Source organism: Streptomyces sp. NPDC047017 (assembly GCF_040644175.1).
GTDB lineage: Bacteria > Actinomycetota > Actinomycetes > Streptomycetales > Streptomycetaceae > Streptomyces.
On the sequence record NZ_JBEYVW010000004.1, the window covers coordinates 1 to 26,513 of the forward strand.

23 protein-coding genes are annotated in these 26,513 nt (G+C 73.9%); 14 read left to right on the top strand and 9 right to left on the bottom strand.

Annotation, left to right across the window (positions count from 1 at the left end):
• Positions 1-158 precede the first annotated feature (158 nt).
• Positions 159-1,247: a glutamate--cysteine ligase gene (locus tag ABZ858_RS07615; protein ID WP_361374485.1), complete on the top strand. Its 1,089-nt coding sequence runs from the start codon at positions 159-161 to the stop codon at positions 1,245-1,247.
• Between the two features lie 22 nt (positions 1,248-1,269).
• Here ABZ858_RS07615 and ABZ858_RS07620 read toward each other — a convergent pair whose 3' ends face one another.
• The gene (locus tag ABZ858_RS07620) at positions 1,270-1,521 is read right to left on the bottom strand and encodes a DUF6480 family protein (RefSeq protein ID WP_361373738.1); all 252 of its coding nucleotides are present in this window, start codon (positions 1,519-1,521) and stop codon (positions 1,270-1,272) included.
• A gap of 165 nt (positions 1,522-1,686) precedes the next feature.
• Between ABZ858_RS07620 and ABZ858_RS07625 the strand changes: the two genes are divergently transcribed.
• Positions 1,687-2,121 (top strand): ATP-binding protein, encoded by a 435-nt coding sequence (locus ABZ858_RS07625; RefSeq protein WP_361373739.1) that lies wholly within the window; start codon positions 1,687-1,689, stop codon positions 2,119-2,121.
• A gap of 42 nt (positions 2,122-2,163) precedes the next feature.
• Here the strand turns inward: ABZ858_RS07625 and ABZ858_RS07630 are convergent, their stop codons facing one another.
• Positions 2,164-2,538 carry a PRC-barrel domain-containing protein gene (locus ABZ858_RS07630; protein ID WP_361373740.1) on the bottom strand — a complete coding sequence of 125 codons (375 nt, stop codon included), beginning with the start codon at positions 2,536-2,538 and terminating at the stop codon, positions 2,164-2,166.
• Positions 2,539-2,929: 391 nt separating this feature from the next.
• Between ABZ858_RS07630 and ABZ858_RS07635 the strand changes: the two genes are divergently transcribed.
• The 9 genes from ABZ858_RS07635 to ABZ858_RS07675 all read left to right on the top strand — a co-directional run bounded on the left by ABZ858_RS07635 (position 2,930) and on the right by ABZ858_RS07675 (position 17,836).
• On the top strand, positions 2,930-7,201 hold the full coding sequence (locus tag ABZ858_RS07635; protein WP_361373741.1) for a HAMP domain-containing protein: 4,272 nt from the start codon (positions 2,930-2,932) through the stop codon (positions 7,199-7,201).
• Between the two features lie 97 nt (positions 7,202-7,298).
• On the top strand, positions 7,299-9,743 hold the full coding sequence (locus tag ABZ858_RS07640) for a SpoIIE family protein phosphatase (protein ID WP_361373742.1): 2,445 nt from the start codon (positions 7,299-7,301) through the stop codon (positions 9,741-9,743).
• Positions 9,744-9,846: 103 nt separating this feature from the next.
• Entirely contained in the window at positions 9,847-10,227 is a 381-nt protein-coding gene (locus ABZ858_RS07645) for a hypothetical protein (RefSeq protein ID WP_361373743.1), read from the top strand.
• Between the two features lie 93 nt (positions 10,228-10,320).
• Entirely contained in the window at positions 10,321-10,722 is a 402-nt protein-coding gene (locus tag ABZ858_RS07650) for an STAS domain-containing protein (protein WP_361373744.1), read from the top strand.
• A 461-nt stretch (positions 10,723-11,183) separates the two neighbouring features.
• Positions 11,184-11,624 carry an anti-sigma regulatory factor gene (locus tag ABZ858_RS07655; protein ID WP_361373745.1) on the top strand — a complete coding sequence of 147 codons (441 nt, stop codon included), beginning with the start codon at positions 11,184-11,186 and terminating at the stop codon, positions 11,622-11,624.
• Entirely contained in the window at positions 11,624-12,079 is a 456-nt protein-coding gene (locus ABZ858_RS07660) for a hypothetical protein (protein WP_361373746.1), read from the top strand. Before ABZ858_RS07655 ends, ABZ858_RS07660 begins: the two co-directional genes overlap by 1 nt.
• Positions 12,069-13,868 (top strand): GAF domain-containing SpoIIE family protein phosphatase, encoded by a 1,800-nt coding sequence (locus ABZ858_RS07665; RefSeq protein ID WP_361373747.1) that lies wholly within the window; start codon positions 12,069-12,071, stop codon positions 13,866-13,868. Before ABZ858_RS07660 ends, ABZ858_RS07665 begins: the two co-directional genes overlap by 11 nt.
• Before the next feature lie 268 nt (positions 13,869-14,136).
• On the top strand, positions 14,137-15,480 hold the full coding sequence (locus ABZ858_RS07670; RefSeq protein ID WP_361374487.1) for an NAD(P)/FAD-dependent oxidoreductase: 1,344 nt from the start codon (positions 14,137-14,139) through the stop codon (positions 15,478-15,480).
• A 97-nt stretch (positions 15,481-15,577) separates the two neighbouring features.
• A complete protein-coding gene (locus ABZ858_RS07675; RefSeq protein ID WP_361373748.1) occupies positions 15,578-17,836 on the top strand; it encodes an FUSC family protein in 2,259 nt (752 codons plus the stop codon).
• A gap of 64 nt (positions 17,837-17,900) precedes the next feature.
• Here ABZ858_RS07675 and ABZ858_RS07680 read toward each other — a convergent pair whose 3' ends face one another.
• The 5 genes from ABZ858_RS07680 to ABZ858_RS07700 all read right to left on the bottom strand — a co-directional run bounded on the left by ABZ858_RS07680 (position 17,901) and on the right by ABZ858_RS07700 (position 21,309).
• Positions 17,901-18,341 carry a hypothetical protein gene (locus ABZ858_RS07680; RefSeq protein ID WP_361373749.1) on the bottom strand — a complete coding sequence of 147 codons (441 nt, stop codon included), beginning with the start codon at positions 18,339-18,341 and terminating at the stop codon, positions 17,901-17,903.
• 28 nt (positions 18,342-18,369) lie between these two features.
• Positions 18,370-19,212: a DUF1206 domain-containing protein gene (locus tag ABZ858_RS07685; protein ID WP_361373750.1), complete on the bottom strand. Its 843-nt coding sequence runs from the start codon at positions 19,210-19,212 to the stop codon at positions 18,370-18,372.
• Positions 19,213-19,379: 167 nt separating this feature from the next.
• The gene (locus tag ABZ858_RS07690) at positions 19,380-19,682 is read right to left on the bottom strand and encodes a DUF5133 domain-containing protein (RefSeq protein WP_361373751.1); all 303 of its coding nucleotides are present in this window, start codon (positions 19,680-19,682) and stop codon (positions 19,380-19,382) included.
• A 78-nt stretch (positions 19,683-19,760) separates the two neighbouring features.
• Positions 19,761-20,621, bottom strand: coding sequence for a SigB/SigF/SigG family RNA polymerase sigma factor (locus ABZ858_RS07695; protein ID WP_361373752.1), 861 nt, complete (start codon positions 20,619-20,621; stop codon positions 19,761-19,763).
• A gap of 238 nt (positions 20,622-20,859) precedes the next feature.
• The gene (locus tag ABZ858_RS07700; protein ID WP_361373753.1) at positions 20,860-21,309 is read right to left on the bottom strand and encodes an ATP-binding protein; all 450 of its coding nucleotides are present in this window, start codon (positions 21,307-21,309) and stop codon (positions 20,860-20,862) included.
• Between the two features lie 169 nt (positions 21,310-21,478).
• Here ABZ858_RS07700 and ABZ858_RS07705 point away from each other — a divergent pair, with 169 nt between their 5' ends.
• Both ABZ858_RS07705 and ABZ858_RS07710 read left to right on the top strand, forming a co-directional pair.
• Positions 21,479-21,700 carry a hypothetical protein gene (locus tag ABZ858_RS07705; RefSeq protein ID WP_361373754.1) on the top strand — a complete coding sequence of 74 codons (222 nt, stop codon included), beginning with the start codon at positions 21,479-21,481 and terminating at the stop codon, positions 21,698-21,700.
• A gap of 348 nt (positions 21,701-22,048) precedes the next feature.
• A complete protein-coding gene (locus tag ABZ858_RS07710; RefSeq protein WP_361373755.1) occupies positions 22,049-22,501 on the top strand; it encodes a cyclic nucleotide-binding domain-containing protein in 453 nt (150 codons plus the stop codon).
• A gap of 168 nt (positions 22,502-22,669) precedes the next feature.
• Here the strand turns inward: ABZ858_RS07710 and ABZ858_RS07715 are convergent, their stop codons facing one another.
• Complete coding sequence (locus tag ABZ858_RS07715) at positions 22,670-23,986, bottom strand: MFS transporter (RefSeq protein ID WP_361373756.1); 1,317 nt, start codon at positions 23,984-23,986, stop codon at positions 22,670-22,672.
• Between the two features lie 281 nt (positions 23,987-24,267).
• Here ABZ858_RS07715 and ABZ858_RS07720 point away from each other — a divergent pair, with 281 nt between their 5' ends.
• Positions 24,268-24,522 carry a WhiB family transcriptional regulator gene (locus ABZ858_RS07720; protein ID WP_361373757.1) on the top strand — a complete coding sequence of 85 codons (255 nt, stop codon included), beginning with the start codon at positions 24,268-24,270 and terminating at the stop codon, positions 24,520-24,522.
• A 107-nt stretch (positions 24,523-24,629) separates the two neighbouring features.
• Here the strand turns inward: ABZ858_RS07720 and ABZ858_RS07725 are convergent, their stop codons facing one another.
• Positions 24,630-26,498, bottom strand: coding sequence for a HAMP domain-containing sensor histidine kinase (locus ABZ858_RS07725; protein ID WP_361373758.1), 1,869 nt, complete (start codon positions 26,496-26,498; stop codon positions 24,630-24,632).
• Between the last annotated feature and the right edge of the window lie 15 nt (positions 26,499-26,513).

Genomic DNA, 26,513 nt, shown 5'->3' on the forward strand with positions numbered 1-26,513 from the left:
GAACGTCCCTTAGATCCTGCGAGTCCGCCCGCACCTCCTCGTGTGGACGCCGGGGGCGGGCGCCGCGCCGCGCCGGTCCTGGGCATTCGGGGTCGTACGACCCGGCACTCGTCCGGCGTCGGCGGCACGCGGACGGAAGGCGGCACGAGGTGCGCGAAGTGCGGACCGTCGGGGTGGAGGAGGAACTGCTTCTGGTCGACCCGGAGACCGGGGAGCCCAGGGCGCTGTCGGCGGCGGTGCTGGCCCGGGCCGAGGCGGACGACGCGGACCAGGACGTGTTCGAGAAAGAGCTGTACGGCCAGATGCTGGAGTTCGCCACGCATCCCCAGACGGAGATGGCCGCGCTCGGCGCGGAGATCGTGCGCTGCCGCAAGGAGGCCGCCCGGCACGCCGGCGAGATCGGCTGCGCGGTGGCCGCGCTGGCCGCCTCCCCGCTGCCGGTCAGCCCCACCATCAGCATGAACCGCCGCTACCAGTGGCTCGCCGACCAGTACGCCATCGCCACCCGGGACCAGCTGGTCTGCGGGATGCACGTGCATGTGGCCGTGGAGTCCGACGAGGAGGGCGTCGCGGTCCTGGACCGTATCCGCCCGTGGCTGCCCGTGCTGCTGGCGCTCAGCGGCAACTCCCCGTTCTGGCAGGGTGAGGACAGCCGGTACGACAGCTACCGCAGCCGGGTGTGGGGCCGCTGGCCCTCGGCGGGCCCCACCGAGCTGTTCGGGTCGGCGGAGGGCTACCACCGGCGGGTGGCCGACATGGTGGCCACCGGGGTGATCCTCGACGAGAAGATGGCCTACTTCGACGTACGGCTGTCCGAGCGGTACCCGACCGTGGAGATCCGCGTCGCGGACGTGTGCCTGCACGCGGACACCGCCCGCCTGCTCGCCTCGCTCGCCCGCGCGCTGGTGGAGACCGCCGCCCGGGAGTGGCGGGCCGGCACCGCGCCCGTGGACCACAGCGTCTCCCTGCTGCGGCTGGCCGCCTGGCAGGCGGCCCGGGCCGGGCTGTCCCGGGAGCTGCTGCATCCGCTGACCATGCGGCGGATGCCGGCCGAGTCCGTGCTGCGGGCCCTGCTCGACCATGTCACGGACGCCCTCTCCGACAGCGGCGACCTCGACCGGGCCCGCGCGGACCTGGGCACGCTGCTGACGCGCGGGAACGGCGCCCGGGCGCAGCGCGAGCTGCTCAAGCGGACAGGGAGCCTGCGGGAGGTCGTCACCGAGTGCGTGCGCCTCACCCAGGGCTGAGCCCGGAGGACCCCGCCCGGACTCAGAAGATCAGCGCCAGGGCGTACGCCAGGAAACCGGCGGCGACCACCAGGACGAGGAGCAGGATGACGAAGAGCGGGGCCTTCGCCCAGCCCCTGGACGTGCTGTCCGGCTGCCGGGGCCCGGCCTCGGGCATGCTGCTCTCCGCGGGCGGGGTCTCGCCGGGCGGCACACCCCCGTCGGCCGCGGGCCCGGTGGCCCGTTCCGGTTCCCGTACTGGATCTGGGCCTGGATCTGGATTGACGTAACTCATGTCCGCCGAGTCCCCCTTCCGCGCCGGATCACCGGGCCGTCGTCATGGAGACGAGGCCCACGGGATGCCGACGCGTAGCCTCCGTGCGCACGGGAACTAGACATGGGACGGATGGGAAGGGAAAGGATTCGCTACGCCCTGCGTATGCCGGGCCGGGAAGGCAAGATGGCAACCGAGCCGCATTGGGACGACACACTGGCTACCGAGGGGATTCCGACACGCACCGCTCGCTTCGCGGGCGAACTGCACCATGTGACGGGTGCGCGCCTGGCCGCGGAGGAATTCCTCGACGACCTCGCACGGTCCGCGCTGCCGGCGGCCCCCGAGCACTGGGACGACATCCTGCTGGTCGTCACCGAGCTGGCCGCGAACGCCGTGCAGTACGCGCCGGGGCCGTTCGTGCTGCGCCTGCGCCGTACCTTCGACGGGGTGCATGTGACGCTGAGCGACACCAGTACGACGCCACCGGCGCCGCGCCCGTTCCACCCCAGCCACGGCGGCGGGGGGATCGGCTGGCACCTCATCCACACCCTGAGCGATCAGGTCAGTGTCGTCGTCAACGACCGCGGCAAGGACGTGCACGTCTTCCTGCCCTGGTGACCCCGGGACCCCGCCCCGACGGGCCCCGGGGCCGCCGTGTCGTCAGGCGGTGGTGCCGGTCGCCTCGGGCGGCAGGCCGCGGTAGTACTCCCCCACCTGCGCCAGGTAGGCCGGGTCCATGGTCTCGCTGTCGGTGCGGAAGCGGGGCGCCGCCTTGATCGCGGACCGGGCGCAGCCGACCGTCACCCGGCGCTCCTGCGGGTCGATCCCGGTGACCACGCCCACCGGCACCAGCACGCTCTTGCCGAACACCCAGACGCCGGTGTCCACGACCAGATGCCGCATCCCGGAGTGCTCCGCCGCCCGGTCCACATGGCCGATGACGCCGTCGGCGGCGACCACGCTGAACCCGGTCAGGTCCTCTTCCCCGGCACGGCCGGTCTGCGGCGGGTACGACCAGATCTCCTCGATGGACACGCTGTTCCTTCCTTGGCGGGCGGACGGTCACGGGCCGCCGGGCCGGTCCGGCCGGCGGCTCCACAGGCTGCGGCTACCCCGGCGTCGGGGCTCGCATGCGACGGCCCGTCACGGAGGGTGGCGCGACAGGCGCCGACCGTGGGTAAAAAATCATCAGGTACCCGCATCGGGCGAGGTCATGCACGGTTCGGCGCGACCGGATCCGCCGGGGGCAGGAGGGCGGGGAGGTTTTGTCGGGGGCGGTCCGGCTGGGTTAATCTGCGGCGTATTTTCTCATCGTGCATATTCCGTGACATGCGCCGACGCATGACCGCGGCACGGGCTCGCGGGCCCGGTGGGGTGGACGAGTCCTCGCCGTCGAGGACTCCTGGGGAGCGGGACGAGGGTGCGCATGACCAGCGACAGGACCGAGGTCGCCGACGCCGTGCCGGGCGACCGGGAGCTGGGGCAGCTTCTGGCAGGTCTCACGGCCGTGCGGGACGGTGATTTCGGCACGCGGCTGCCGGAGGACGCCGACGGTCTGATGGGCGACATCGCGACCGTGTTCAACGGCATGGTCGACCAGTTGTCCGTGTTCACCTCCGAGGTCACCCGGGTGGCCCGGGAGGTCGGCACCGAGGGCACGCTCGGCGGACAGGCGGAGGTGCCGGGCGTCTCCGGCACCTGGGCCGACCTGACCGACTCGGTCAACGCCATGGCGGGGAACCTGACCACGCAGGTGCGGGACATCGCCCAGGTGGCGACCGCGGTGGCCAAGGGCGACCTGTCGCAGAAGATCGACGTGCCCGCGCGCGGCGAGATCCTGCAGCTGAAGGAGACCGTCAACACGATGGTCGACCAGCTCTCCGCGTTCGCCGACGAGGTCACCCGCGTCGCCCGCGAGGTCGGCACCGAAGGACGCCTCGGCGGCCAGGCGAAGGTGCCCGGCGTGGCCGGTGTGTGGCGGGACCTGACCGACTCCGTCAATTTCATGGCGGGCAACCTGACCAATCAGGTCCGCAATGTCGCCCAGGTGACGACGGCGGTGGCCAAGGGCGACCTCTCCCAGAAGATCACCGTCGACGCCCGCGGCGAGATCCTCGAACTCAAGAACACCATCAACACGATGGTCGACCAGCTCTCCGCCTTCGCCGACGAGGTCACCCGCGTCGCCCGCGAGGTCGGCACCGAAGGACGGCTCGGCGGCCAGGCCGACGTCAAGGGCGTCAAGGGCACCTGGCGGGACCTGACCGACTCGGTCAATTTCATGGCGGGCAACCTCACCGCGCAGGTCCGCAATGTCGCCCAGGTGGCGACCGCGGTGGCCAAGGGCGACCTCTCCCAGAAGATCACCGTCGACGCCCGCGGCGAGATCCTCGAACTCAAGAACACCATCAACACGATGGTCGACCAGCTCTCCGCCTTCGCCGACGAGGTCACCCGCGTCGCCCGCGAGGTCGGCACCGATGGACGCCTCGGCGGCCAGGCCGACGTCAAGGGCGTCTCGGGCACCTGGAAGGACCTCACCGACAACGTCAACGTGATGGCGTCGAACCTGACCGGCCAGGTCCGCTCCATCGCCCAGGTCGCCACCGCCGTGGCCCGCGGCGACCTGTCCCGCAAGATCACCGTGGCGGCCGAGGGCGAGGTCGCCGCGCTGGCCGACGTGATCAACACCATGGTGGACACGCTGTCCGCGTTCGCCGACGAGGTCACCCGCGTCGCCCGCGAGGTCGGCACCGAAGGACGCCTCGGCGGCCAGGCGCACGTGCCGAACGTGGCCGGCACCTGGAAGGACCTCACCGACAACGTCAACTCGATGGCCAACAACCTCACCGGCCAGGTGCGCAACATCGCGCTGGTGACGACGGCGGTGGCCCGGGGCGACCTGTCGAAGAAGATCGACGTCGACGCGCGCGGCGAGATCCTGGAGCTGAAGACCACCATCAACACGATGGTCGACCAGCTCTCCGCCTTCGCCGACGAGGTCACCCGCGTCGCCCGCGAGGTCGGCACCGAAGGACGCCTCGGCGGCCAGGCCGAGGTGGAGGGCGTCTCGGGCACCTGGAAGCGGCTGACGGAGAACGTCAACGAACTGGCCGGCAACCTGACCCGCCAGGTGCGGGCGATCGGCGCGGTGGCCAGCGCGGTGGCCGAGGGCGACCTGACCCGCTCGATCACCGTGGAGGCGTCCGGCGAGGTCGCCGAGCTGAAGGACAACATCAACTCCATGGTGGAGTCCCTGCGCGAGACCACCCGGGCCAATCAGGAGCAGGACTGGCTCAAGACCAACCTGGCCCGGATCTCCAGCCTGATGCAGGGCCACCGGGACCTGCCGGTGGTGGCCGAGCTGATCATGGAGGAGCTGACCCCCCTGGTGTCGGCCCAGTACGGCGCCTTCTACCTCGCCGAGGACGGCGAGCGCGGCCCCGAGCTGCGGCTGGTGGGTTCCTACGGCAGGCCGGACGACGACGAGCGGCCCACCCGGTTCTCCTTCGGCCGCTCGCTGGTCGGCCAGGCCGCGCGCAGCCGCCGCACGATCACCGTCGACGAGCTGCCGCCGGGCTACGTCACCATCTCCTCCGGGCTCGGCCAGGCGGTGCCGACCGCGCTGGTGCTGCTGCCGATCCTCTTCGAGGACCAGGTGCTCGGCGTCATCGAGCTGGCCTCGCTCACCGCGTTCACGCCCATCCACCAGGACTTCCTGGAGCAGCTGCGCGAGGCGCTCGGCGTCAACGTCAACACGATCGTGGCGAACGCCCGCACCGACGAGCTGCTCGACGAGTCGCAGCGCCTGACCGGCGAACTCCAGGCCCGTTCGGCCGAGTTGCAGGCGCAGCAGGAGGAACTGCAGCGCTCCAACGCCGAGCTGGAGGACAAGGCGTCCCTGCTGGCGACGCAGAACCGGGACATCGAGGCGAAGAACCTGCAGATCGAGCAGGCCCGGCAGGAACTGGAGGCGCGCGCCCAGCAGCTGTCGCTGGCCTCCAAGTACAAGTCGGAGTTCCTGGCCAACATGAGCCACGAGCTGCGCACCCCGCTCAACAGCCTGCTGATCCTCGCCCAGCTGCTCGCCCAGAACCCCTCGCGCAACCTCACCCCCAAGCAGGTCGAGTACGCGGGCATCATCCACTCCGCGGGCAGCGACCTGCTCCAGCTGATCAACGACATCCTGGACCTGTCGAAGGTCGAGGCCGGCAAGATGGACGTCACCCCGGAGCGGGTGTCCCTGGACCGGCTCATCGAGTACGTCGAAGCCACCTTCCGGCCGATGACGACCCAGAAGGGCCTGGAGTTCACGGTGGCCACGGCGGCGGGCGCGCCGGCCGACCTGCTCACCGACGACTCGCGGCTGCGGCAGGTGCTGCGCAACCTGCTGTCCAACGCGGTGAAGTTCACCGAGCAGGGCGGCGTCGAGCTGTCCATCGAACCGGCGGCGGACGGCGAGGTACCCAAGGGGGTGGTGCGCGGCGGCGCCGTCGTCGCCTTCCGGGTCAAGGACACCGGCATCGGCATCCCCGAACAGCACCTGGAGACCATCTTCGGCGCGTTCCAGCAGGCGGACGGCACCACCAGCCGCAAGTACGGCGGGACCGGCCTGGGTCTTTCCATCACCCGGGAGATCGCCCATCTGCTCGGCGGTGCCGTGGCCGTGGACAGCGTGCCGGGCCGGGGCAGCACGTTCACGCTGTACCTGCCGGTGGCCCGGCCCGACTACGAGCAGCTGCTCGGCAGCGGCCGGTCCGCGCACCGGGAGCCGGCCGAGCTGGTCTCGGCCGCCGCCCAGACGGTCGCCGCCGTCACCGCGGGCCCGCCCCGGCAGCGGCCGCGCCGGCTGCTGGTGGTGGAGGAGCGCTCGCGCGGGCTGCTGACCCTGGTCGCCGAGAGCGTGGTGGCGGACCTGGCCCGGCACAGCCCGGACGACGGCACCACGCCCCCCGCGGTGGACGTGATCACGGCGGTGGGGGCGCAGGAGGCGGCGGGCGCGCTGGCCGCCGAGCCGTGCCACTGCGTCATCCTCGACCTGGACATGCCCGACGGTGAGGCGGGCCGGTTCCTCCAGGCGCTGGCGGGCGACTCGGGCCTGGCGGGCGTGCCGGTGCTGATACACAGCGGTCACCGGCCGGACGTGGCCCGGGCCGAGGCGCTGCGCTCGCACCACGACGACGGGGCGCTGGAGTTCCTCTCCAGCCTGGACGAGCTGCGCGAGCGGATCGCCCTGCACCTGTCGGCCGAGGAACCAGGGGACGTGCTGTCCCTGGTGCGCGCCGACGACCCGCAGGACCTGGCGCCGCCGGTCGACGACTCCTTCCAGGGCCGTACGGTCCTGGTGGTGGACGACGACGCGCGCAACCTCTTCGCGCTGAGCGGCATCCTGGAGCTGTACGGCTTCCGGGTGCTGCACGCGGAGAACGGCCGCAAGGGCATCGAGACGCTGGTCGCCCACCCGGACATCGCGATGGTCCTGATGGACGTGATGATGCCCGAGATGGACGGCTACACGGCCACCGCGGAGATCCGCAAGCTGCCGCAGTACGCCGAGCTGCCCATCATCGCCGTCACCGCGAAGGCGATGCCGGGCGACCGGGAGAAGTCCCTGGCGTCGGGCGCCAGCGACTACGTCACCAAGCCCGTCGACACCCACGACCTGATCGCCTGCGTCCGGCGCTGGCTGTCGGCGTGAGCACACCGGTGCCCGCGCCGCCGGCCGCCGGCGCGGGGTCAGCAGGGCGTGGCCCGCACCGCACCCCAGCGCCGTCCAGCCGAGGAGCGTTCGCATCGTGAGCACCACCGAGCAGCCGAGCGAGCCCACCGGGGCCGGGCCGCGTCCGCAACCGTCCACGGACGCGGCCGAGTACCACGCCGACGGCCCGGCGCGCCGGGAGTCGGCGGGCGGCGCGGCGCACTCCCCGGTCGGCCGGCTGGCCGCCACCGTGGAGCGGCTGCGCAGCGAGGTCCGTACCGCGCAGGCGGAGGCCGAGGGCCGGGCGCTGGTCGAGCTGGCCAAGGGCATCCTGGTCGAACGCCTGGGCTGCGGCCCGGCGCAGGCGGCCAAGCAGCTCGCGGACCTGGCGGAGCAGGCCAGGGTGACGCCGCTGGAGTTCGCGGTGGAGGTCATCAACCAGGCCGCCCGGGACCGGGTGTCGGAGGTCACGGACGCCTTCCTGGCCGCCACCACCGGGACGCCCGAGCGCGACCCGGCCGCCGTGCGGCTGCGCGCCGCGGAGAGCGGCGCGCTGGCCGCCGACGACACCCAGGCCGTCGCCGACTCGCTGCTGGAGCACGCGCTGCGCCCGCTCGGCGCGGTGGCCGTGGCGGTGTGGGCGGCGGGCGCGGACGGCTCGCTCACCCTGGCGGGCAGCGCGGGCTTCTCCCCGGCCGAGGCCACCCGGTGGCGCTATGTGCCGCCGGAGGTGGACACGGTGGCCCGCCGGGGCCTGACCGAGCGCACCGGGCAGTGGTTCACCTCGCTGGCCGGGACCGGCCTGCCCACCATCGGCCGGCACCCGCACCCGGAGGGCGGCCGGGTGGCGGTGCCCGCCGGTACCGGGGGCCGGATCCACGGGGTGCTGGAGATCGCCTGGCCGGGGCCGCTGGAGCCGCAGCCGCCGCAGGTGGTGCGGCAGGTCGAGGCGCTGGCCGAGCTGTGCGCGCACACCCTGGAGACGTACACCCTGCGCCAGGAGCCGGGGCAGGAGCCGCGGGTGCTGCCGGACGCGGCCGAGCTGATGGACCTGGCCGACGGGCTGCACGACCCGGCGCTCGTCCTGGTGCCCAGCGTCGACAGCTCCGGGCAGCTGGTGGACTTCCGCATCCAGCACGTCAACAACCGCTTCCTCGACCCGGCGGGCCGGCCGCGCGCGGTGATCAGCGGCGCGCTGCTGCTGGAGGCGTACCCGATGGCCGCCGGGAAGAGCGAGCTGTTCCAGCGGGTGGAGCGGGTGTACGCGACGGGCGAGCCGTTCCGGGGCCGCCGGATGCAGCTGACCGCGCTGGTGGACCAGGTCTCGCTGTCCGCGGTCGCCGACATCAGCATCAGCCGGCACGGCAGCAGCGTGCTGCTGATCTGGCGGATCGAGGACGAGACGGCGCGGCTGGCCAGCCTGCTCCAGCACGCCCAGCGCCTCGGCCGGATCGGCGGTTTCGAGGAGAACCTGCTGACGGGCGAGATCACCTGGAACGACCAGCTGTTCCACCTCTACGGCAGGTCGCCGTCGAGCATGCCGGTACCGCTGGAGGAGCTGCCCGCGCACGCCCATCCCGACGACGCCGTGGCCCTCGGCCGGTTCCTGCGCACGGTGCTGCACCGGCGCCGCCCGGCCTCCGCGGCCTTCCGGCTGCAGCGTCCTGACGGGGTGACCCGGCACATCCGGGTGGTGTGCGAGCCGGTCCTGGACACCGACGGCAGGCTGTTCGCGGTGCGCGGCGCCTACCAGGACATCTCCGCCCAGCACTGGACGGAGGTGGCGCTCGCCGCCACCCGGGACCAGCTCGCCCACACCGAGCAGCAGGCGGCCGAGCGCAACCGGCTGACGCTGCAGTTGCAGCACGCCATCATGCCGCCGACCCAGGCCCCGCTGAAGGTGTCCGGGATGGAGGTCGCGGTGCGCTACCGGCCGGCCGAGACCGAGCATCTGGTGGGCGGCGACTGGTACGACGCGGTGGTGCTGCCCTCCGGTCTTGTGCTGCTCTGCGTGGGCGATGTCGCCGGGCACGGCATAGAGGCCGCCACCAGCATGGTCGTGCTGCGCAACGCGCTGCGCGGGCTCGCGGTGACCGGCGCGGGGCCGGGGCAACTGCTGTCGTGGCTGAACATCGTGGCCCACCATCTGACCGGCGCGGTGACCGCCACCGCGGTGTGCGCCCTGTACGACCCGGACCGGCGCACCCTGCGCTGGGCCCGCGCGGGCCACCTGCCGCCCGTGGTGGTCCGCGGGGCGGAGGCCACGCCGCTGCCGCTGGTGCGGGGCATGCTGCTGGGCGCGGTGCCGGAGGCCCGCTACGAGGAGGCAGAGGTGCAGTTCGCGGCGGACGACACGCTGCTGATGTACACCGACGGTCTGATCGAGCGGCGGGACCGGTCCGTGGAGGAGTCGCTGAGCCATCTGCTGACCACGGCCCGTTCGGCGCCCAAGACACTGGACCAGCAGCTGGACCGGCTGCTGACCTACAGCAGATCGGACACGGACGACGACACCTGCATCGTGGGCATCCGGGTGGCCTAGGGCCATCACTCGTTCGGCGGGCGTGCTCCGTGCGCGGCGGGGCACTTGGAACCGACGACGTACGCCCGCCGACGACCCGGGGGCCACACCCCCGGAGGTGCACATGACCGACGACCGCCCGCAGGACCCGAGGACCCGCCGCCCGCGGCCGGACTTCCCGCAGCAGGGGCAGGAGCACCCGGGCCGGACCGGCCCGGTGGACCCGCCGCCGGACCACGGGGAGGACTCCTCCCGGGGCAGCGGCCTGCTCAGGATGGCGCTGCCGCACATGCGGGCCGGCGCCTCGATCATCGACACGGCCTCCGTGCAGGCGTACCAGCCGAGCCCGCATCCGCTGGACCACGCGTTCGGCAAGCAGGCGCCGCTGGGCCGTCCCGCCCAGTCGGCCGGGACGGCGCCCGCGCACGTCTGCCTCGCCGCGGAGCGCGCGAGCTTCGTCACCGCCTGGATCCTCAACGCCACCGGCGGCACACCGCTGCCGTGACGGAGGTCGCGGCGGTGCTTTCGCGGGGCCGTGCATGAGCCGGCGTTCCAGGGGTAGGCGCGGGTGCGCAGTCAGCACTCGTTGGAGGTACTCGTGCCCATTGCCCAGAACCCGCTGTCCGTCGAGGTGTCCGTGCCCCGTGAGGATGTCGCCCTGCTCACGGTGGAGGGGTACCTGGACGTCGACACGGCGACGGAGCTGCAGGCCCATCTGGCCAACCAGCTCCACCACGGCCGGCGGCACTTCCTGCTGGATCTGACCGGGGTGCCCTTCATGGACTCCTCCGGTATGAACATCATCCTGCGGGTGTACCAGGAGGTCCGTGACCGGCCGGGCAGCGTGCACATCATCGCGCCCACCCCGGCGGTGCGGCGGATCCTCGACCTCACCGGTGTGAGCATCACCGTGCCGGTCTCGGAGAGCACCGAGGAGGCGCTGGCCCTGGTCGACCAGGAGCCCGGGGCGGCGGAGGCGGCCGCGGAGCGGCAGGGCTGAGGCCGGCCCCGGCGTGGCGGCGCGTGTCGTCCGGGGCTCCGGGTGCGAGCAGGGTGCGACACGGATGAGGAGTGGAACAGGGTGCCGGAGCAGCGAGCGGCGGCAGGGCGGGGGGCGCCGCGGCGGACGGCCGGGTGCTCGCGAGCGGTCGCGCCGGCCGGGCACCGCGCCCACTCGTGCGAGGCCGACACCCCTGGACGCGACGAACGACCTGGCCGTCCCGCGGCCGCCCGCGGCGGAGCCGCCCGCCGCCGGCCTTCCCTGCACCCCGGCCGCCGCCCCGGGCCGGCCCGGCACCGGCCGGCCGGCCCAGTACGGTGCGGGTGAGCGGTGACCCACGACTTCTACCGGCCCGCCACGGGACACGTCCCGGTCGCGCAGGCCGGCGAGACCGCCCCGCGGCCGCTCACCGGCCAGGACCCGGCCTCCCTTCCCGGCGGCACCCGACCGGGGAGACGCTGATGGAGGCGCCGACGGGCGTGGCAGCCTGCCTGCCGATCGGTTCGGACCTGGATCTCGTCTGGGTGCGGCAGCACGTCCGCCAGTCGGCGACACGGCTCGGCTTCGGCCTGGTGGACCAGACCAAACTGGTCACCGCGGCCAGTGAACTGGCCCGCAATACGCTGGTGCACGGCGGAGGCGGGCAGATGGAGGCGGTGCACATGCGCGACGGGCGGGCCTCCGGGCTGCGGCTGGTCTTCAGCGACGAGGGGCCGGGCATCGCGGACCTGGACCGGGCGCTGACCGACGGCTACACCTCCGGCGGCGGCCTGGGCATGGGCCTGGGCGGCGCCCGGCGGCTGGTGCACGAGTTCGCGGTGGACAGCGCGCCCGGCTCGGGGACGACCGTCACCGTGACCTCGTGGGCGGCCCGGCCCCCGCGTGCGCGGGAGGTGCTGTGATGGCGCGGGAGTGGGACCTGCCGGTGCAGGACACGTCCCGGGTGGGCGAGACGTCCCGGGTGGGCGAGGCGCGGGCGGCCGCGGGGGACGCCGCGGCCCTGGCCGGCCTCGACGGGCGCCGTACGGACGCCGGCGCGCCAGGTCCGGCTACGGACGGGGAACCGGAGACGGTGGTGCGGGTGGCTGCGGTGGATCACAGCCCGGGGGTACGGGACGTGGCCGCGGCCCCGCGCGACGGCTGCTCCACCACCCGCTCGCCCGGCACGGCCCCGGCACCTGCCGGCCCCGCCACCGACGCCTTCCCCCTGCACGGCGTGGTCGGGCGGGGCACGGCGGCGCCGGCCAGGACCCGGCGCGGATCGTCCGTGACGTCGTCGGCGCGGCCCGCCCGGTGCGGGACGACACCGCCGTGGCCGTCCTCGCCCCCGTACCGCCGGAGCATCCATGACACGTGACTGGCGGATCGACGGCGTCGTCGACGCGGCCCGCGCCCGGGTGGCCACCACCCGCCTGGCCGCCGCGTACGGGGTACCGGTACGCGAACGCACCCGGCTGGCCGCCGATCTCGGCGCCCGGCTGCGCACCTGCCTGACCAAGGGCGGCACCTGGCGCCTGTTCGTGCAGCCCCCGGCGCCCGGCGTGCGGGAAGGGTTCCTGCACGTCACCCTGGTCCCGGACCGGGAGACGAGCGCGGCCGGCGAGCCGCCGTGGCACACCGGCGTCGCCTGCCCCGAACCGGCGGACGTCCCGCCGGGCGACGTACCGCAGGACGCGGCCGCCCTGGCGCAGGCGCTGCTGGACGCCGACGAGGACACCGCCGTGGTGCTCGGGAAACTGGCCGAGCAGGAGGAACTGGTCGCCTTCCACCGGGAGGAACTCCACCAGACCAACCAGGGCGTCCTGGTGCTGCACGCCGAGCTGGACGCGGCCGGGCTGGCCCAGCGCGAGGCGTTCGCCGCCGAGCGCGCGGCGCACACCGAGGCGGAGGAGGCCCGGCGCAGGCTGCGCTTCCTGGCGGACGCCAGCGCCGCGCTGACGGCCTCGCTCAACCATGAGGAGATCGTGGGCCGGCTGCCGGAGCTGCTGGTGCCGCGGTACGCCGGCAGCGTCGACGTATGGCTGTTCGACCAGGAGGAGGACGCCCGGCGGACCGCCGCGCGTCCGGCGGCCGCGGTGCTGGCGGCCCGTACCGGGCGGCCGCAGTATGCCGCCGACCATGCCGGACGGCTGCCGGGCGTCGAGGACCGGCCGCCGTCCGTGCTGGACCCGGGCCGGCCCCTGCTGTGCCTCCCGCTGCCCGCGCGCGGCGGCCCGCTGGGCGTGCTGACGCTCTCCCCGCCGCCGCCCGGGACGCGCTGGGACCCCGACGACGCCGTCATGCTGATCGAGCTGGCCCGGCGGGCCAGCAACGCCCTGGACAACGCGCGCCGCTACGAGCACAACCGGGACATCGCCGAGACCCTGCAACGGGCGCTGCTGACCGAGCTGCCCACCACGCCGGGGCTGCGGCTGGCGGCGCGCTATCTGCCGGCCACCCGCGGGCTGAACATCGGCGGCGACTGGTACGACGCCTTCCGGCAGCCCGACGGGAGCCTGATCACCGTCATCGGCGACGTCACCGGGCACGGGCTGCGGGCGGCCGTGATGATGAGCCAGTTGCGCACGGCGCTGCGCGCGTACGCCGTGGACGGCGGCAGCCCCGGGCGGCTGCTGACCCGGCTGCACGTGTTCCTGCACCACCTGCAGCCCGATCTGTACGCCACCGCGGTCATCGCCCGGTTCCACCCGGACGATCCGACGGTCACCTGGGCGGCCGCGGGCCATCCGCCGCCCGTGCTGCGCGAGCCGGACGGGCGGGTGCGGGTCCTGGACGACAAGCCGGGCGCGATGCTCGGCATCCCGCTGGACCAGGAGATCGCCGACCACACCGTCCGTCTCTCCCCCGGCTCCACGCTGGCGCTGTACACCGACGGCCTGGTGGAGCGGCGCGCGCAGGGCATAGACCCGGGCATCGAGCGGCTGGCGGGGACGCTCGGCCGGTTCGGCACGGACGAGCTGGACACGGACCTGGAGGGCGCGGCGGACCGGGTGCTCGGCCCGATGCTGAGCGACTCCGAACGCGACGACGACGTGTGCCTGCTGCTGTGCCACATCGACGGCGGCTCGGGGCCGGTGCCGGGCCAGCGGGCCGGGGCACGGCGGGCCGCGGCCCGCCCGGACCGCGCACGGCCCCGGCGGCACTGAGGCGTCCCCCCGGAACGCCCGGATGCCCGGATGTGCCCGGACGGCCGGTACGGCTGGTACGGCTGTTTCTGGTGCGCCGACGGCCCGGGGCGTGCATGGTGGTGATCGACACATGTGTGCGGCCGTCGTCCGGGTGAGCGGGCGGGCCGGCGGCACGGTGGGATCGATGAGGTGCGAAGCGGCGATCCAGGGGCAGGCGCATGGCGTCGAGACACACCGCCTGGAGCCGCAGAAGGGAAGAAACACCGTGACACGACCCAGGATCCTGGTGGTCGGCGCAGGTTTCGCCGGAGTGGAGTGCGTGCGCCGCCTGGAGCGCATGCTCTCCCCCGCCGAAGCCGATGTCACCCTGGTGACGCCGTTCGCCTACCAGCTCTACCTGCCGCTGCTGCCCCAGGTCGCCTCCGGCGTGCTGACGCCCCAGTCGATCGCGATCTCGCTGCGCCGCAGCAAGAAGTACCGCACCCGCATCATCCCGGGCGGCGCCATCGGTGTGGACCTGAAGGCCAAGGTCTGCCTGATCCGCACCATCACCGACCGCATCGTCGACGAGCCGTACGACTACATCGTGCTGGCCCCCGGCAGCATCACCCGCACCTTCGACATCCCGGGCCTGACCGAGCACGCCTTCGGCATGAAGACGCTCGCCGAGGCCGCCTACATCCGCGACCACGTCATCACCCAGCTCGACCTGGCCGACGCCAGCGACGACCCGACCGAGCGCGCCTCGCGGCTGCAGTTCGTGGTCGTCGGCGGCGGGTACGCCGGCACCGAGACGGCCGCGTGCCTGCAACGGCTGACGCACGCCGCCGTCAAACGCTACCCGCGCCTGGACCCGGCGCTGATCAAGTGGCACCTGATCGACATCGCGCCCAAGCTGATGCCGGAGCTGGGCGACAAGCTCGGCCGCAGCGCCCAGGAGGACCTGCGGCGCCGGGGCATCGAGATCTCGCTCGGCGTGTCCATCGCCAAGGCGGGCCCGGAGGAGGTCACCTTCACCGACGGCCGGGTGGTGCCCACCCGCACCCTGATCTGGACCGCGGGCGTGGTGGCCTCTCCGCTGATCGCCACCCTGGGCGCGGAGACGGTCAAGGGGCGGCTCGCGGTCGATGCCGACATGTGCCTGCCCGGCCACGACGGGGTGTTCGCGCTCGGCGACGCCGCGGCCGTGCCGGACCTCGCCAAGGACGACGGCGCGGTGTGCCCGCCGACCGCGCAGCACGCCATGCGGCAGGGCCGGCGGGTCGCGGAGAACGTCATCGCGGCCCTGCGCCACCAGCCCATGCGGCGCTACGAGCACAAGGACCTCGGCCTGGTCGTGGACCTCGGCGGCGCCGACGCGGTCGCCAAGCCGCTCGGGGTGGAACTGCACGGGGTGCCCGCCCAGGCGGTGGCCCGCGGCTACCACCTCGGGGCGCTGCGCACCAACGTCGCCAAGACCAGGGTGATCACCAACTGGCTGCTCAACGCGGTGGCCGGCGACGACTTCGTGCGCACCGGGTTCCAGGCCCGCAAGCCGGCCAAGCTGAAGGACTTCGAGTACACGGACGCGTACATGACCACCGAGCAGGTCAAGGAGCACGTCGAGAAGACGCGGGCCAGCTCGTCGTGAGCCGGGTGCCGCGCCGCCGGGCCGCCCGAGGCGGCCCGGCGGCGGCGTGCGATGCTGGACGAGCGGATCATCACGGGGATCGGGAGAGTACGGCAGCGTGAAAGCGGCGCAGGGATCGGTCCGGGCACGGCTGCGGGATCGCGTCACGGCATCCGATCCCGGACTGCTGCGGCTGGCCGCGGGCTCGCGGACGGTCGGTTCGATAGCGCTGACCCTGGCCGTGCTCGCCGCGCTGCGCGCCCCCGTCCCCCATCTGGTGGCCGGGGCGATCGCGTCCATGGCGGCCACCTTCGCCATCCGGGAGAAGCTGCGCGGGCAGCAGGCCGTCACCCTGGCGCTGGGCCTGCTGGTGGCGCTGGCGTCCGTGTCGCTGGCCGCGCTGCTGAACGCGCGCGTGATCGCCGGGGACGTCTTCTTCGTCGCGTTGATCTTCTGCGCCGTCTACAGCAGACGGTTCGGCGACCGGGGCAACGCGCTCGGCCTGATCGGCTTCCAGATCTACTTCATGTCCCTGTTCGTCGGCGCCACCGTGCACACGCTGCCGGGGCTGTACGGCGTCATCGCGGTCGCGTTCGGGTCCAGCGCGCTGCTGCGTTTCGCGATCGTCTACGAGACTCCCGCGGGCATCCTGCAGCGGCTGCGCGAGGCGTTCCGGGTGCGGCTGGCCCAACTGGTGGCCGCGCACCTGGAGCTGCTGGACGCGGGGCCCGGCGAGGTGGACAAGGTCCTGGGCACGGTGCGCGAGCGCACGGCCCGGCTGCACGAGACGGCCATGATGATCCAGAGCCGGCTGGAGGAGGGCGCCTCCGACCCGTCCGTGGCCCGGCTGGTGCAGCGCAGGATCGCGGGCGCCGAGATCTCGGCCGAGCGGCTGGGGCTGCTCGTGCTGAACGCGCGCAGCAGCGAACGGGCCGACACGCTCACGCTGCACCTGCCCGGGGCGCCGCTGCCCACCGGCGGGCACCTGCCGGTGCGGGAGGCGGCCACCGACGTCCTGCGCCGCGACCTGGCGGCGCTGGGCCTGCTCGCGCTGCGGCCGGTCGGGGAGGGCGGCGGGACCGCGATGGCGCATGTGCGCAACCGGCTCCTCGGCTACCGCGACGAGGAGAACCTGCCGCCCGCCTCGCCCGCCGTGCAGGACGTCTTCCGCGGCATCGGCGAGGCCACGCGGGCGGTCCTCGGGCTGCGGCTCGCGCTGGGCGCGGCGCAGGACGACGAGTCCGACGACGCCCCGGCGACCGTGCGTTCGCGGGAGGAGCTGGACGCCGAGGACGCCGCGATCGAGGGCGCCGAGGAGGCCGAGCGGGCCGAGGAGGAGGTCCCGACCGGGCTGCGGCGGCCCACCACCCGGGCCGCGGTGCAGGTCGCGCTGGGCTCGACCCTGGCCATCGTCGGCGGTGAGTTCCTCTCCAGCCAGCGCTGGTACTGGGCGGTGCTGACCTGCTGGATCGTCTTCATCAACACCTCGTCCACGGGCGAGATCCTGGTCAAGGGCTACCGCAGGCTGCTGGGCACGGTGCTGGGCGTGGTGGCCGGTATCGTGCTGGCCGGCCTGGTCGGGCCGCACACCTGGACGGCGCTGGCGCTGGTGCTGCTGTTCGTGTTCGCGATGTTCTACACGGCCCCGCTGTCGTACACGCTGATGTCGTTCTTCGTCACCGCGGCGCTGGGCCTGCTCTACACGCTGCTGCACACCTACAGCCTGGCGGTGCTCGTGCTGCGCGTGGAGGAGACGGCGCTGGGCGCGGCCTGCGGGATCATCGCGGCGGCGGTGGTGCTGCCGGTGCGCACCGACCGGCGTACGGACGAACTGCTCGTGACGGTCCTCGAACGCCTCGCCGACGTCACCGGCGCCGCCGTCGACCAGCTCAGCGGCGGTCCGCAGAACGACCTGCTGGACCAGGCCCGCGATCTGGACCAGGCGCTGAGCGACCTGCGGGCGGCCGTGCAGCCGCTGACGCACCCGATCACGCCGCTGCGGGCGCGGCGCAACACGGCCGAGTACCTGCTCGCGCTGCTGGAGACCTGCGCTTACCACGCGCGCTCGCTGGCCGCGACCGCCGAGCTGCTGCCCACGCATCCCTCGATCGCCGCCGATCCCCGGCTGCGCCGCGCGTGCGCCCGGATCACGCACAACATCGCGGCGCTCACCGCGCACGTGGCCGACGAGCACGCCACGGCGCGGATCGAGACGGGGCCGAGCATCGCCTCCCTGCTGGAGTCCGGCGGCACCCCGGGCACGCCCCGCTACGGGCGGGTCACCGACCGGGTGCTGCGCCATCTGCAGCGCCTGGACGAGGGCGTGGTGGGCCTGGCCCGCCCGCTGGACGTCGAGGTGCCGACGCCCCAGCGGTGAACGCGGTGGTGGGCCGGTCGGTCAGAAGTGGTCGGCCGGACGACCGGAAGTGGTGGCCGACCGGTCAGAAATCGGTGGGCAGGTCGCTCGCCGCGGCGATGCCGCGCAGTTCCTCGGTCTCCCGGTGGCGGTCGCGGATGTAGTCGGCGATCTCCGTCAGGCGCGAGGGGTCCGAGGCGGTCACGGCGTCGGTGACCACCCGTACCGGGCCGGTCTCCTCGATGTCGAGGACGACCAGTTCGTTGTCCAGCCTGCCGGTGACCGCGGTGGCGATGACCAGGGCGGCCTCGTCGCGTATCTCCTGGGGCAGGCCCTGCGCCTGGGGGCCGTCCAGCGGGAAGTCCGCGGTCGGCACCCCCTGGTCCCCCTGTTCGTGGATGGCGCGCAGCACCGGGTCCACGACGGTGAGCAGCATCTCGTAGTCGTCCTCGGGCATCCGGACCCGCAGCAGGTCGAGGTACGCCTCCACGGCCCGGTCGTCGGGTGGCAGCTCGTCATCGTTCATCTGCCCCGGGTTCCCCGCCCGGCGCGGCTCAGACGCGACGCAGCCGGGCCAGCACGAACGAGAACAGGCCGAACAGCGCCAGACCCGCCGCGACCAGCGCCAGCAGCCACGGTCCGGCGGGGGTACCGGCGAACGAGCGCAGCGTGTCGTCCAGCCCCTTGGCCTGCTGGGGCCGGAAGTCGACGGCGGCCCGTACCGCGAAGACCCCGGCCGCCGCGAACACCACTCCCCGCGCGGTGCCGCCGCCCACCCCGGTGACGTCCACCAGGCGGCGGGTGGTGCGGGAGAGCCCGCCGAGGTCCAGCTTGTCGCGGTAGCTGCGGCGCAGCGCCTGGACGCCGATGCACACGCCGGCCACCGCGATGCCCACGCCCGCCGCGCCGACGAGCCACTGCCCGGCCGGTACGGCCAGGGCCCGGGCCGTGACGTCCCGGGACTGCTGGTCGCTGGAGCGGGGCCTGCCGCCGGTGCCCGCCGCGAGGGCCAGCACGGACCAGGCGGCGGAGACGTAGAAGGCGCAGCGGACGGCGGCCTGCAGCCGCTTGACCGGTTTGCGGCCGTCCGGGCCGACGGAGCCGAACACCGTCTCGGACAGCCGCCACAGGGCCATGCCGGCCAGTCCGGCGCCCAGGGCCCACAGCAGCACCGCGCCGAACGGCGTGTGCGAGAGCGTGGCCAGCGCGCCGCTGCGGTCGGCCTGCTCGTGGCCGTCGCCGAAGGCGATCCGCAGCGCCAGCACCCCGACCAGCAGGTAGATCACGCCGCGCGCGGTCAGTCCGGCGCGCGCGGCCCCCTCCGTCACCGAGCCTTTCGCCGCTCGTCGGGCCCGGGACCGGGTCCGCCCGAAGCGGGACATGGCGCTCGTCTCCATCTCCACCCCACCTCCGGACCTGCGGATGCCCCGGCCGCGGCCCGTCACACCGTCCCGGCACACACGAAACCGCCCGCGCCGCGGGACGGACGCGGGCGGGCGGTCGGTGACGGGATGCCGGGAAGGCCGGGCGGCCGGGTCGGCCGGGTGTGGCCGAGTGCCGGGGGTCAGACGGTCAGCGGGGCGGCGGTGGCAACGGTCGCGTGGGCGGCGGCGGTCGCGTGGGCGGGAGCGGGGGCCTGCGCCCGGCGGCGCGGAGCGGGCGCGGGGGTGCCGGCGGCCGCGAGCAGGCGGCGGGCCTCCTCCAGGGCCTGCCGTACGTCGCGGGTGCCGGTGGACACGCACAGCGTGTACGCCAGGTCCTGCGCCCGGGTGCCGCGGGCGGCGTCCGTGCCCGTGGCGTCGTCGGCCAGCGCGGTCTCGTACTCGTCGACCAGGCGGCGCAGGAATGCGGGGTGGGGCGTCAGCACTCGGTCACTCTCCAGAAGAAGTCGTGCGGTGATGTGTGGTGCGGCGATGTGGCGTGGGATGTGTCGTGCGGGTGCGTCTCAGAAGTCCGTCGGCCGGGTGCCGCCGCGCCGGCCGGTGCGCTCGGCCAGCACCTCGTCGCGCACCCGGGCGCAGCTGCGGCTGATCAGCCGGGAGACGTGCATCTGCGAGATGCCCAGCCGGTCGGCGATGCGGCTCTGGGTCATGTCCTCGAAGAAGCGCATGTAGAGGATGGCCCGTTCGCGTTCGGGAAGCCGGCGCAGCCCTTCCTTGGCCGACTCACGGTCCACGACGACGTCGAAGGAGGCGTCCGCCGCGCCGAGCGTGTCGGCCAGGCTGTAGCCGTCGGCGCCCGAGGACATCTCGGCGTCCAGGGACAGGGTGCTGAAGCTGTCGAGCGCCTCCATCCCGGTGCTGACCTCTTCCTCGGTCAGCCCGGTGTGGGCGGCCACGGCGGCGATGGTGGGTTCGGGGCTGCCGGGGTTCTGGGTGAGTTCGCGGCGTGCCACGCGCACCTTGTTGCGCAGCTCCTGCACGCGGCGGGGCACCCGCAGCGCCCACATGCGGTCCCGGAAGTGCCGCTTGACCTCACCGGTGATGGTGGGCACGGCGTAACTCTCGAAAGCCCCTCGCTCCGGGTCGAACCGGTCGATGGCCTTGACCAGCCCCAGCGCCGCCACCTGCCGCAGATCCTCGATCGACTCGCCGCGGTCCCGGAAGCGGCCCGCGATGCGGTGGGCCATGGGGAGCCAGGCGGTGACGAGTTCGTCGCGGATCTCGTCCCGTTCGGGTCCGTCCTCCAGTGCGATCAGGCGCCGGAAGAGGGCCGCGGTGTCGGGAGCGTCGTCGTGCGGCCGCCGGGCGGGCGCGGCCTGGTCTTCGGGGGCGGCGGAGTGGCTTGTCGACATTTCGATGAGCATGCAGATTCGCTCCTGAACGGTCGTGTCAGGGATGTACCGCGAGAGCGCGGGCTGACCGGTCGACCTGGAGGGCCTCCGGAGCAGCCATGCCGCTCCCGCTGGCGCGCCTCCGGTCCGAAGCACGAGATTCCGTCTGCCCGAGTGCAGGAGGCCCAAACTCCACTTCGCCGACTTCTTTGCAGCGGACAATTCCGGCCGCCGCTCACCCGTCCGAGTGACGGCCGCCCGGTGGCACCGTTCAGTTGAGGGGGACCACCACGCTGATGCATTTGCCGCCGGAGGGTAGGTCGCTGACCTGCACGTCACGCGCCAGCCGGCACACGATCGGCCAGCCCCGGCCGCCGACCCGGCGCCGGCCCTGCCGGTCCACGGGCGGGCGGACCACCGGCAGCCGGTCACTGCGGTCGCTGACGCAGACCCGGATGTCCGGGCCGAGGACGTCCACGTGGAAGTCGGTCACCCCGCCGCCGTGCAGGATGGCGTTGGTGGTGAGTTCGGAGGCCACGAGCAGGGCGTCGGAGACGGCGTGCGCGTCACACGGCGGATGGCCGGCCCGGCAGCACTCGCTGATCACACGTTCCACGGTCCGGCGGGCGTCGGCCGGCTGGCATGTCCTCGGCTGCCGGGCGGGCCGGTCCACGGCCGGCGACGCCGCCATGGCGGCGGTGATGCTGTGCTTCTCGCACATCTCCTCGCTCCCTGAATGAGTGGCGCTGGCGGAGGCGACCGGTGCCGGGCGGCCTCCGCGGGGGCTCCCTGTCCGGCTAGCCCCCGTGCGGCCACCCAAACATGCGTGCCCGTCCGGCGGTTGCGCCCCGAGGGGCCTGCGGAGGGCGTCCAGTGGGTACGCGGACCGCATGACCGATGTGGTGGATTCGGACGAACTGCTGCGGCGCATCCAGCGCGCCCGGGCCTGCGCGGCGCAGGAGGAGCACCGGTGGCGCAACCGCCGGGACGGACTGCGGGCGGGCGACGCGGAGGGGGCGCGCGAGGCGGCCGCACGCGCGCTGGCCTACGAGGCCGTGGGCAACGTGCTCGACGAGATCGTCTCTCCCGGCAAGCACACGGACCCCGGCTGACGCCAGGTGCCCCGGAGTCGCCCGGAGCCGGGCACGATCAGGGTGATCGCCGTGCACACCGGGTGAAGGTGAGTGAAACCGGTCACGTGACACGCCGGGGGCCGAGCGGAACGGCCGAAAATGGTTTACGGTTCATCCATACGCGGTGACGGGGTCGATCCGGATCATCCCCCGTCCGCCGTCGCATACGGCCCTGGCTGGCTTCCCCCGTCCAGCCAGGGCTTTTTCATGCCCGCACGGCCCCGGTGGCCGGATGCCGTGCCCTCCGACGTGCCCGGCGCGGCGCGAGCGGCTGAAATGGGCGTAGGCACATGCGCGGAACCCATCGCCGGCGAGGAGCCCCGGGCCATGACCAAAGCGATAAAACTGCTCACCGCCCTCCCCCACAAGCAGCGCGAACGCCTGATGGAAGTGGCGAAGGAGGTCTCCTTCCCGGAGGACGCCCGGATCTTCGAGGCGGGCGGCACGGCCGACCGCTTCTGGGTGGTCCGCTCCGGTGCCGTCCATCTCGACCAGCAGGTCACGGCCACCCGCCGGGTGACCGTGGGGAGCCTGGGCGCGGGTGACCTGCTCGGCTGGTCGTGGCTGTTCCCGCCCTACCGGTGGGACTTCGGCGCCGAGGCGTTCAGCCAGGTGCGCGCCTACGAGTTCGACGGGTCGGCGGTGCTGGCGCTGTCCGTGGAGGACCCGCTGCTGGGGCTGTCGCTGGTGCGGACCGTCGCCGAGATCCTCGCCCACCGCCTGGAGCTGACCCGGGGCAGGCTGCTGGAGCAGTACACGATCCCCCGGCGCGGGATGTAGGAGCGGCGGCCGGCGGCGACGGACCGGTGATGGACCGGTGAGCGCCGGCCGTCGGACGCGGTGGCGACGCAGCACGGGCGCCGGACGCGGTGGCGACGCAGCACGGCCGTCAGACGCCGTAGCAGCACAGCAGGACGTCGGACGCGGCAGTAGTACAGCGGGGCCGCGTCAGATGCGGTAGCGGCGCAGCGCGGGGACGGCCGCCGTCAGGCCGAGCATCAGGGCGACGACCAGCAGCCCGCCGCCGGTGACCGCCGCGCGCGGTCCGAAGGCCGAGCCGGCCGTGCCGTGCAGTACGTCGGCCAGGCGCGGCCCGCCCGCCACGACGACGGTGAAGACGCCCTGCATCCGGCCGCGCATCTCGTCGGTGGCCGCGGACAGCAGGATCGCGCCGCGGAAGACCATGGAGACCATGTCGGCGACTCCGGCGGCGGCCAGGAACACCACGGCGACCCAGAGGTTGCGGCTCAGGCCGAACCCGGCGACGGCCGCTCCCCAGGCGGTGACCGCGCCGATGACCATCCAGCCGTGCCGGCGCGCCCGGGAGAAGGTGCCGGAGAACAGGCCGCCGGCCACCGCGCCGATGGGGATGGCGGCGAACAGCAGGCCGAGCGCGAGCCCCTCGCCGTAGGGGGCGTACGTCTCGGCGGCGAGCTGCGGGAACAGGGCGCGGGGCATGCCGAAGACCATCGCGATGATGTCGGCGAGGAAGGACAGCAGCAGCACCTTGTGCCCGGAGATGTAGCGGAACCCGGCGGCGATCTCGCGCACTCCCGCGCGGCGGGCGACGGCCGCGTTCAGCGGCGGCAGCGCGGGCAGCCGCCACACCGCCCACACCGTGACGCACAGGGCGACGGCGTCGATCAGGTACAGCTCGGGCAGGCCGATCACCGGTATCAGCGCGCCGGCCAGCAGCGGCCCGGCCACCAGGCCGGTCTGCATGACCGTGGAGCCCAGGGCGTTGGCGGCGGGCAGCTCCTCCTCGGGGACCAGCCGGGCGATGGAGGCGGTGCGGGCCGGGGAGTTCAGCCCGAAGAACGCCTGCTGCACGGCGAGCAGCGCCATCAGCACCACCACCGAGTCGAGCCCGGTCAGCGCCTGCAGCCAGAACAGCAGCGAGGTGACGGCGATACCGGCGTTGGTGACCAGCAGCAGCTTGCGCCGGTCCACGGTGTCGGCGACCGCGCCGCCCCACAGCGCGAACACGACCATGGGCACCAGCCCGGCCAGGCTGGCGTAGCCGACCCAGGCCGAGGAGCCGGTGATGTCGTAGATCTGCTTGGGCACGGCGACGGCGGTGAGCTGGCTGCCGACCGCGGTGACGATGGTGGAGGTCCACAGCCGGCGGTAGGCCGGGCGGCGCAGCGGACGGGTGTCCATGGCCCAGTGGCGCCAGCCGCGCCGGGCCTGCCCGGCCGGGTCCGGGCCGCCGCCGGTCCCGGTCTGCGGTGGGGTGCTGCTGTCGGTGCTCTCGCTGGTGTCCACGGGGTTCCTGGCTGCTCGATACATCTTTCGGTCCGGGTTCACTATCCCAGCACAGGCCGTACCCCTCGCACGCGTGTTCCGGTCAGGTGCGGGCCAGGCACCCGCCGGGTACGGGCCGCGCACCCGCCGGGTAGCGGCCGTGTACGGGCCCTGTGGGGATTGTGCGAAGGTCCGGCCCGATCCCGGCGGGGCCGTTTTATCCCCGGGTCCGCCGGTCACCCGACGCCGCGTACTTGTCGAGGCACGGACGACTTCCGATTTTCGATCGCAGGTGACTTTTCATGGAGAACTGGCGAGACCACGCCGTGTGCCGCCACGAGGACCCCGATCTCTTCTTCCCGATCGGCACCACGGGTCCGGCGCTGCTGCAGACCGAGCAGGCCAAGGCGGTGTGCCGACGCTGTCCCGTCCAGGAGCAGTGTCTGCGGTGGGCGATGGACACCGACCAGGCCATCGGGGTGTGGGGCGGCACGGACGAGACGGAGCGGCGCGCGCTCAAGCGGCGGCGCGCGGCGGCCCGGCGGCGCGCCGGCTGACAGCCGCCCCGGCTGCCGGCGCTCTCGCTCGCACGGTGCTCTCCGGTGCCGCGGTCCCCACTGCTCATCAGGGCCTGCCGCTCATCAGGGCCTCGGAGTGACCACGCTCAGCCGGAGTCGGCCAGGAGGGGCGCCGCGGGCAGGCGCAGGGTGAAGACGCTGCCGGTGCCCGGCTGGCTCGTCGCCGTGGCCGTTCCGCCGTGCGCGGCGATCAGGTGGCGGACGATGGCGAGGCCCAGCCCGCTGCCGCCGGTACGACGGCTGCGGGACTTCTCGGCCCGCCAGAACCGGTCGAAGACGTGCGGCAGGTCCTCGGGCGCGATGCCCGTACCGGTGTCGGTGACGGTGAGGACGGTCTCGTCGCCGTCCGGGCGGGCGGCCAGCGTGACGGTGCCCCCGGCGGGGGTGTGCCGCAGGGCATTGGAGACCAGATTGCCGAGCGCCTGCCGCAGGCGCACCGGGTCGGCGTCCAGGCAGCAGCCGTCCGCGTCCTCGGTGCGCAGGGCGACGCCGGCCGCGTCGGCGGCCACCCGGTGGGCCGCGGCGACCTGGGCGAGCAGCTCCCGGGCGTCCAGCGGTTCCCGGTGCAGGCGCAGGGTGCCGGCGTCGGCGGCGGCGAGGTCCTGGAGGTCGTCGATGACGCGCTGGAGCACAAGCGCCTCGTCGTGCAGGGAGGACAGCAGCGCCGGATCGGGTTCGACCAGGCCGTCGCGGGCCACCTCCAGCCAGCCGCGGATGTTGGTGAGCGGACTGCGCAGTTCGTGCGCGATGTCGCTGACCATGGCCTTGCGCTGCGCCTCCAGGCGCTCGCGGCGCTCGGTGAGCGTGTTGAACGCCTCCGCGAGCAGCCCCGTCTCGTCCCGGGTGGTGACCGGGACCCGTACATGCCGCTCGGGCGGCTGCCGGGCCGCCTCGGTGAGGGCGCGCAGCGGCCGTACGAGCCGGGTGGCGACCACGGCGGTCAGGGCGACGGTGACGGCGAGCACCAGGCCGGCCGCGCCGACGATCTTCGCCTTGTTGGCCGGGGACATCACGAAGCGGGGCGCGGCCCGGTCGCCGCCGCCCAGGAACAGCTGGGCCGCGGGGGCGACGTAGGGGTCGAGCTGTGCGCGGCGGGCGGTCTCGGCGCAGTCGCGGACCGCGGCCGCCGCCCTGTCGTCGCGAGGCCTGGTCGGCTTGACGCCGAGATGGCCGGCACCGCGGGTCGTGCCGGTCGGGTCGAACGTCGCGTACAGCGTCAGCTCGGGGTCCAGTCCGGCGCGGCGCAGGCAGCCGCCGGCCCGCCGCTCCAGGTCGGCCAGGGCCTTCTGCTCGGTGGGCGTCGGGGTGTTGAGGAGCCCGTCGGCGCACGGCTCGGGCGCGTATCCGGTGCCGTCGGTGTCGCTGACGACCGGGCGGCCGCTCGGCAGGCGCCGCAGGGTGGTGGCCACGCCGTTGTCGTCGTAGCAGGTGCGCCGCCGGGCGGCCAGCACATCGAGCTTGGCCCGTTCCTGGGCCGGCAGCAGGTACGGGCCGACCGCCCGCGGGTCGATGCCGCTGATCTGGGCGCCGTGCTGGGTGTAGGTGTCGGTGCGCAGGGGGTCGACGGTGGCGGCGGGGGCCGGCGGCAGCGGGCTGCCGGGCGGCGCGGAGTCGGCGACGGGGGTGCGGTCCGCGGTGGTCAGGGCGATCCGGCGGCCGGTGCGGGCGGCGAGGTCGCGCAGGACGGGCCCGACGCCCCGCCAGTCGGGGTGGGTGGCGGCGTAGCCGGTCAGCCGGTCGAGTACGGCCATGTCGTCGGCGAGGTCCTGGCCCTGTTCCTCGCGCAGAGCGTGGGTGGTGGTCTGCACCGCCAGCCAGGCGGTCGCCGCCACGGAGCACAGGGCGATGAGCACGGAGGCGATCAGCAGCCGCACCAGCAGGCGCTTGCGCAGCGGTATGCCACCGCCCGGACCCGCGTCCGAGCCGCCGCTCATCCCGTGCCGCTCGCCCCTCATGCCGTGCCGCCGCTC

Excerpts from the sequence above, each read along its gene's own strand:
- ABZ858_RS07620 (WP_361373738.1), bottom strand. The coding sequence starts at position 1,521 with ATGAGTTACGTCAATCCAGATCCAGGCCCAGATCCAGTACGGGAACCG.
- ABZ858_RS07625 (WP_361373739.1), top strand. The coding sequence starts at position 1,687 with ATGGCAACCGAGCCGCATTGGGACGACACACTGGCTACCGAGGGGATT.
- ABZ858_RS07635 (WP_361373741.1), top strand. The coding sequence starts at position 2,930 with ATGACCAGCGACAGGACCGAGGTCGCCGACGCCGTGCCGGGCGACCGG.
- ABZ858_RS07645 (WP_361373743.1), top strand. The coding sequence starts at position 9,847 with ATGACCGACGACCGCCCGCAGGACCCGAGGACCCGCCGCCCGCGGCCG.
- ABZ858_RS07655 (WP_361373745.1), top strand. The coding sequence starts at position 11,184 with ATGGAGGCGCCGACGGGCGTGGCAGCCTGCCTGCCGATCGGTTCGGAC.
- ABZ858_RS07660 (WP_361373746.1), top strand. The coding sequence starts at position 11,624 with ATGGCGCGGGAGTGGGACCTGCCGGTGCAGGACACGTCCCGGGTGGGC.
- ABZ858_RS07665 (WP_361373747.1), top strand. The coding sequence starts at position 12,069 with ATGACACGTGACTGGCGGATCGACGGCGTCGTCGACGCGGCCCGCGCC.
- ABZ858_RS07680 (WP_361373749.1), bottom strand. The coding sequence starts at position 18,341 with ATGAACGATGACGAGCTGCCACCCGACGACCGGGCCGTGGAGGCGTAC.
- ABZ858_RS07685 (WP_361373750.1), bottom strand. The coding sequence starts at position 19,212 with ATGGAGACGAGCGCCATGTCCCGCTTCGGGCGGACCCGGTCCCGGGCC.
- ABZ858_RS07695 (WP_361373752.1), bottom strand. The coding sequence starts at position 20,621 with ATGCTCATCGAAATGTCGACAAGCCACTCCGCCGCCCCCGAAGACCAG.
- ABZ858_RS07700 (WP_361373753.1), bottom strand. The coding sequence starts at position 21,309 with ATGTGCGAGAAGCACAGCATCACCGCCGCCATGGCGGCGTCGCCGGCC.
- ABZ858_RS07705 (WP_361373754.1), top strand. The coding sequence starts at position 21,479 with ATGACCGATGTGGTGGATTCGGACGAACTGCTGCGGCGCATCCAGCGC.
- ABZ858_RS07710 (WP_361373755.1), top strand. The coding sequence starts at position 22,049 with ATGACCAAAGCGATAAAACTGCTCACCGCCCTCCCCCACAAGCAGCGC.
- ABZ858_RS07720 (WP_361373757.1), top strand. The coding sequence starts at position 24,268 with ATGGAGAACTGGCGAGACCACGCCGTGTGCCGCCACGAGGACCCCGAT.
- ABZ858_RS07725 (WP_361373758.1), bottom strand. The coding sequence starts at position 26,498 with ATGAGGGGCGAGCGGCACGGGATGAGCGGCGGCTCGGACGCGGGTCCG.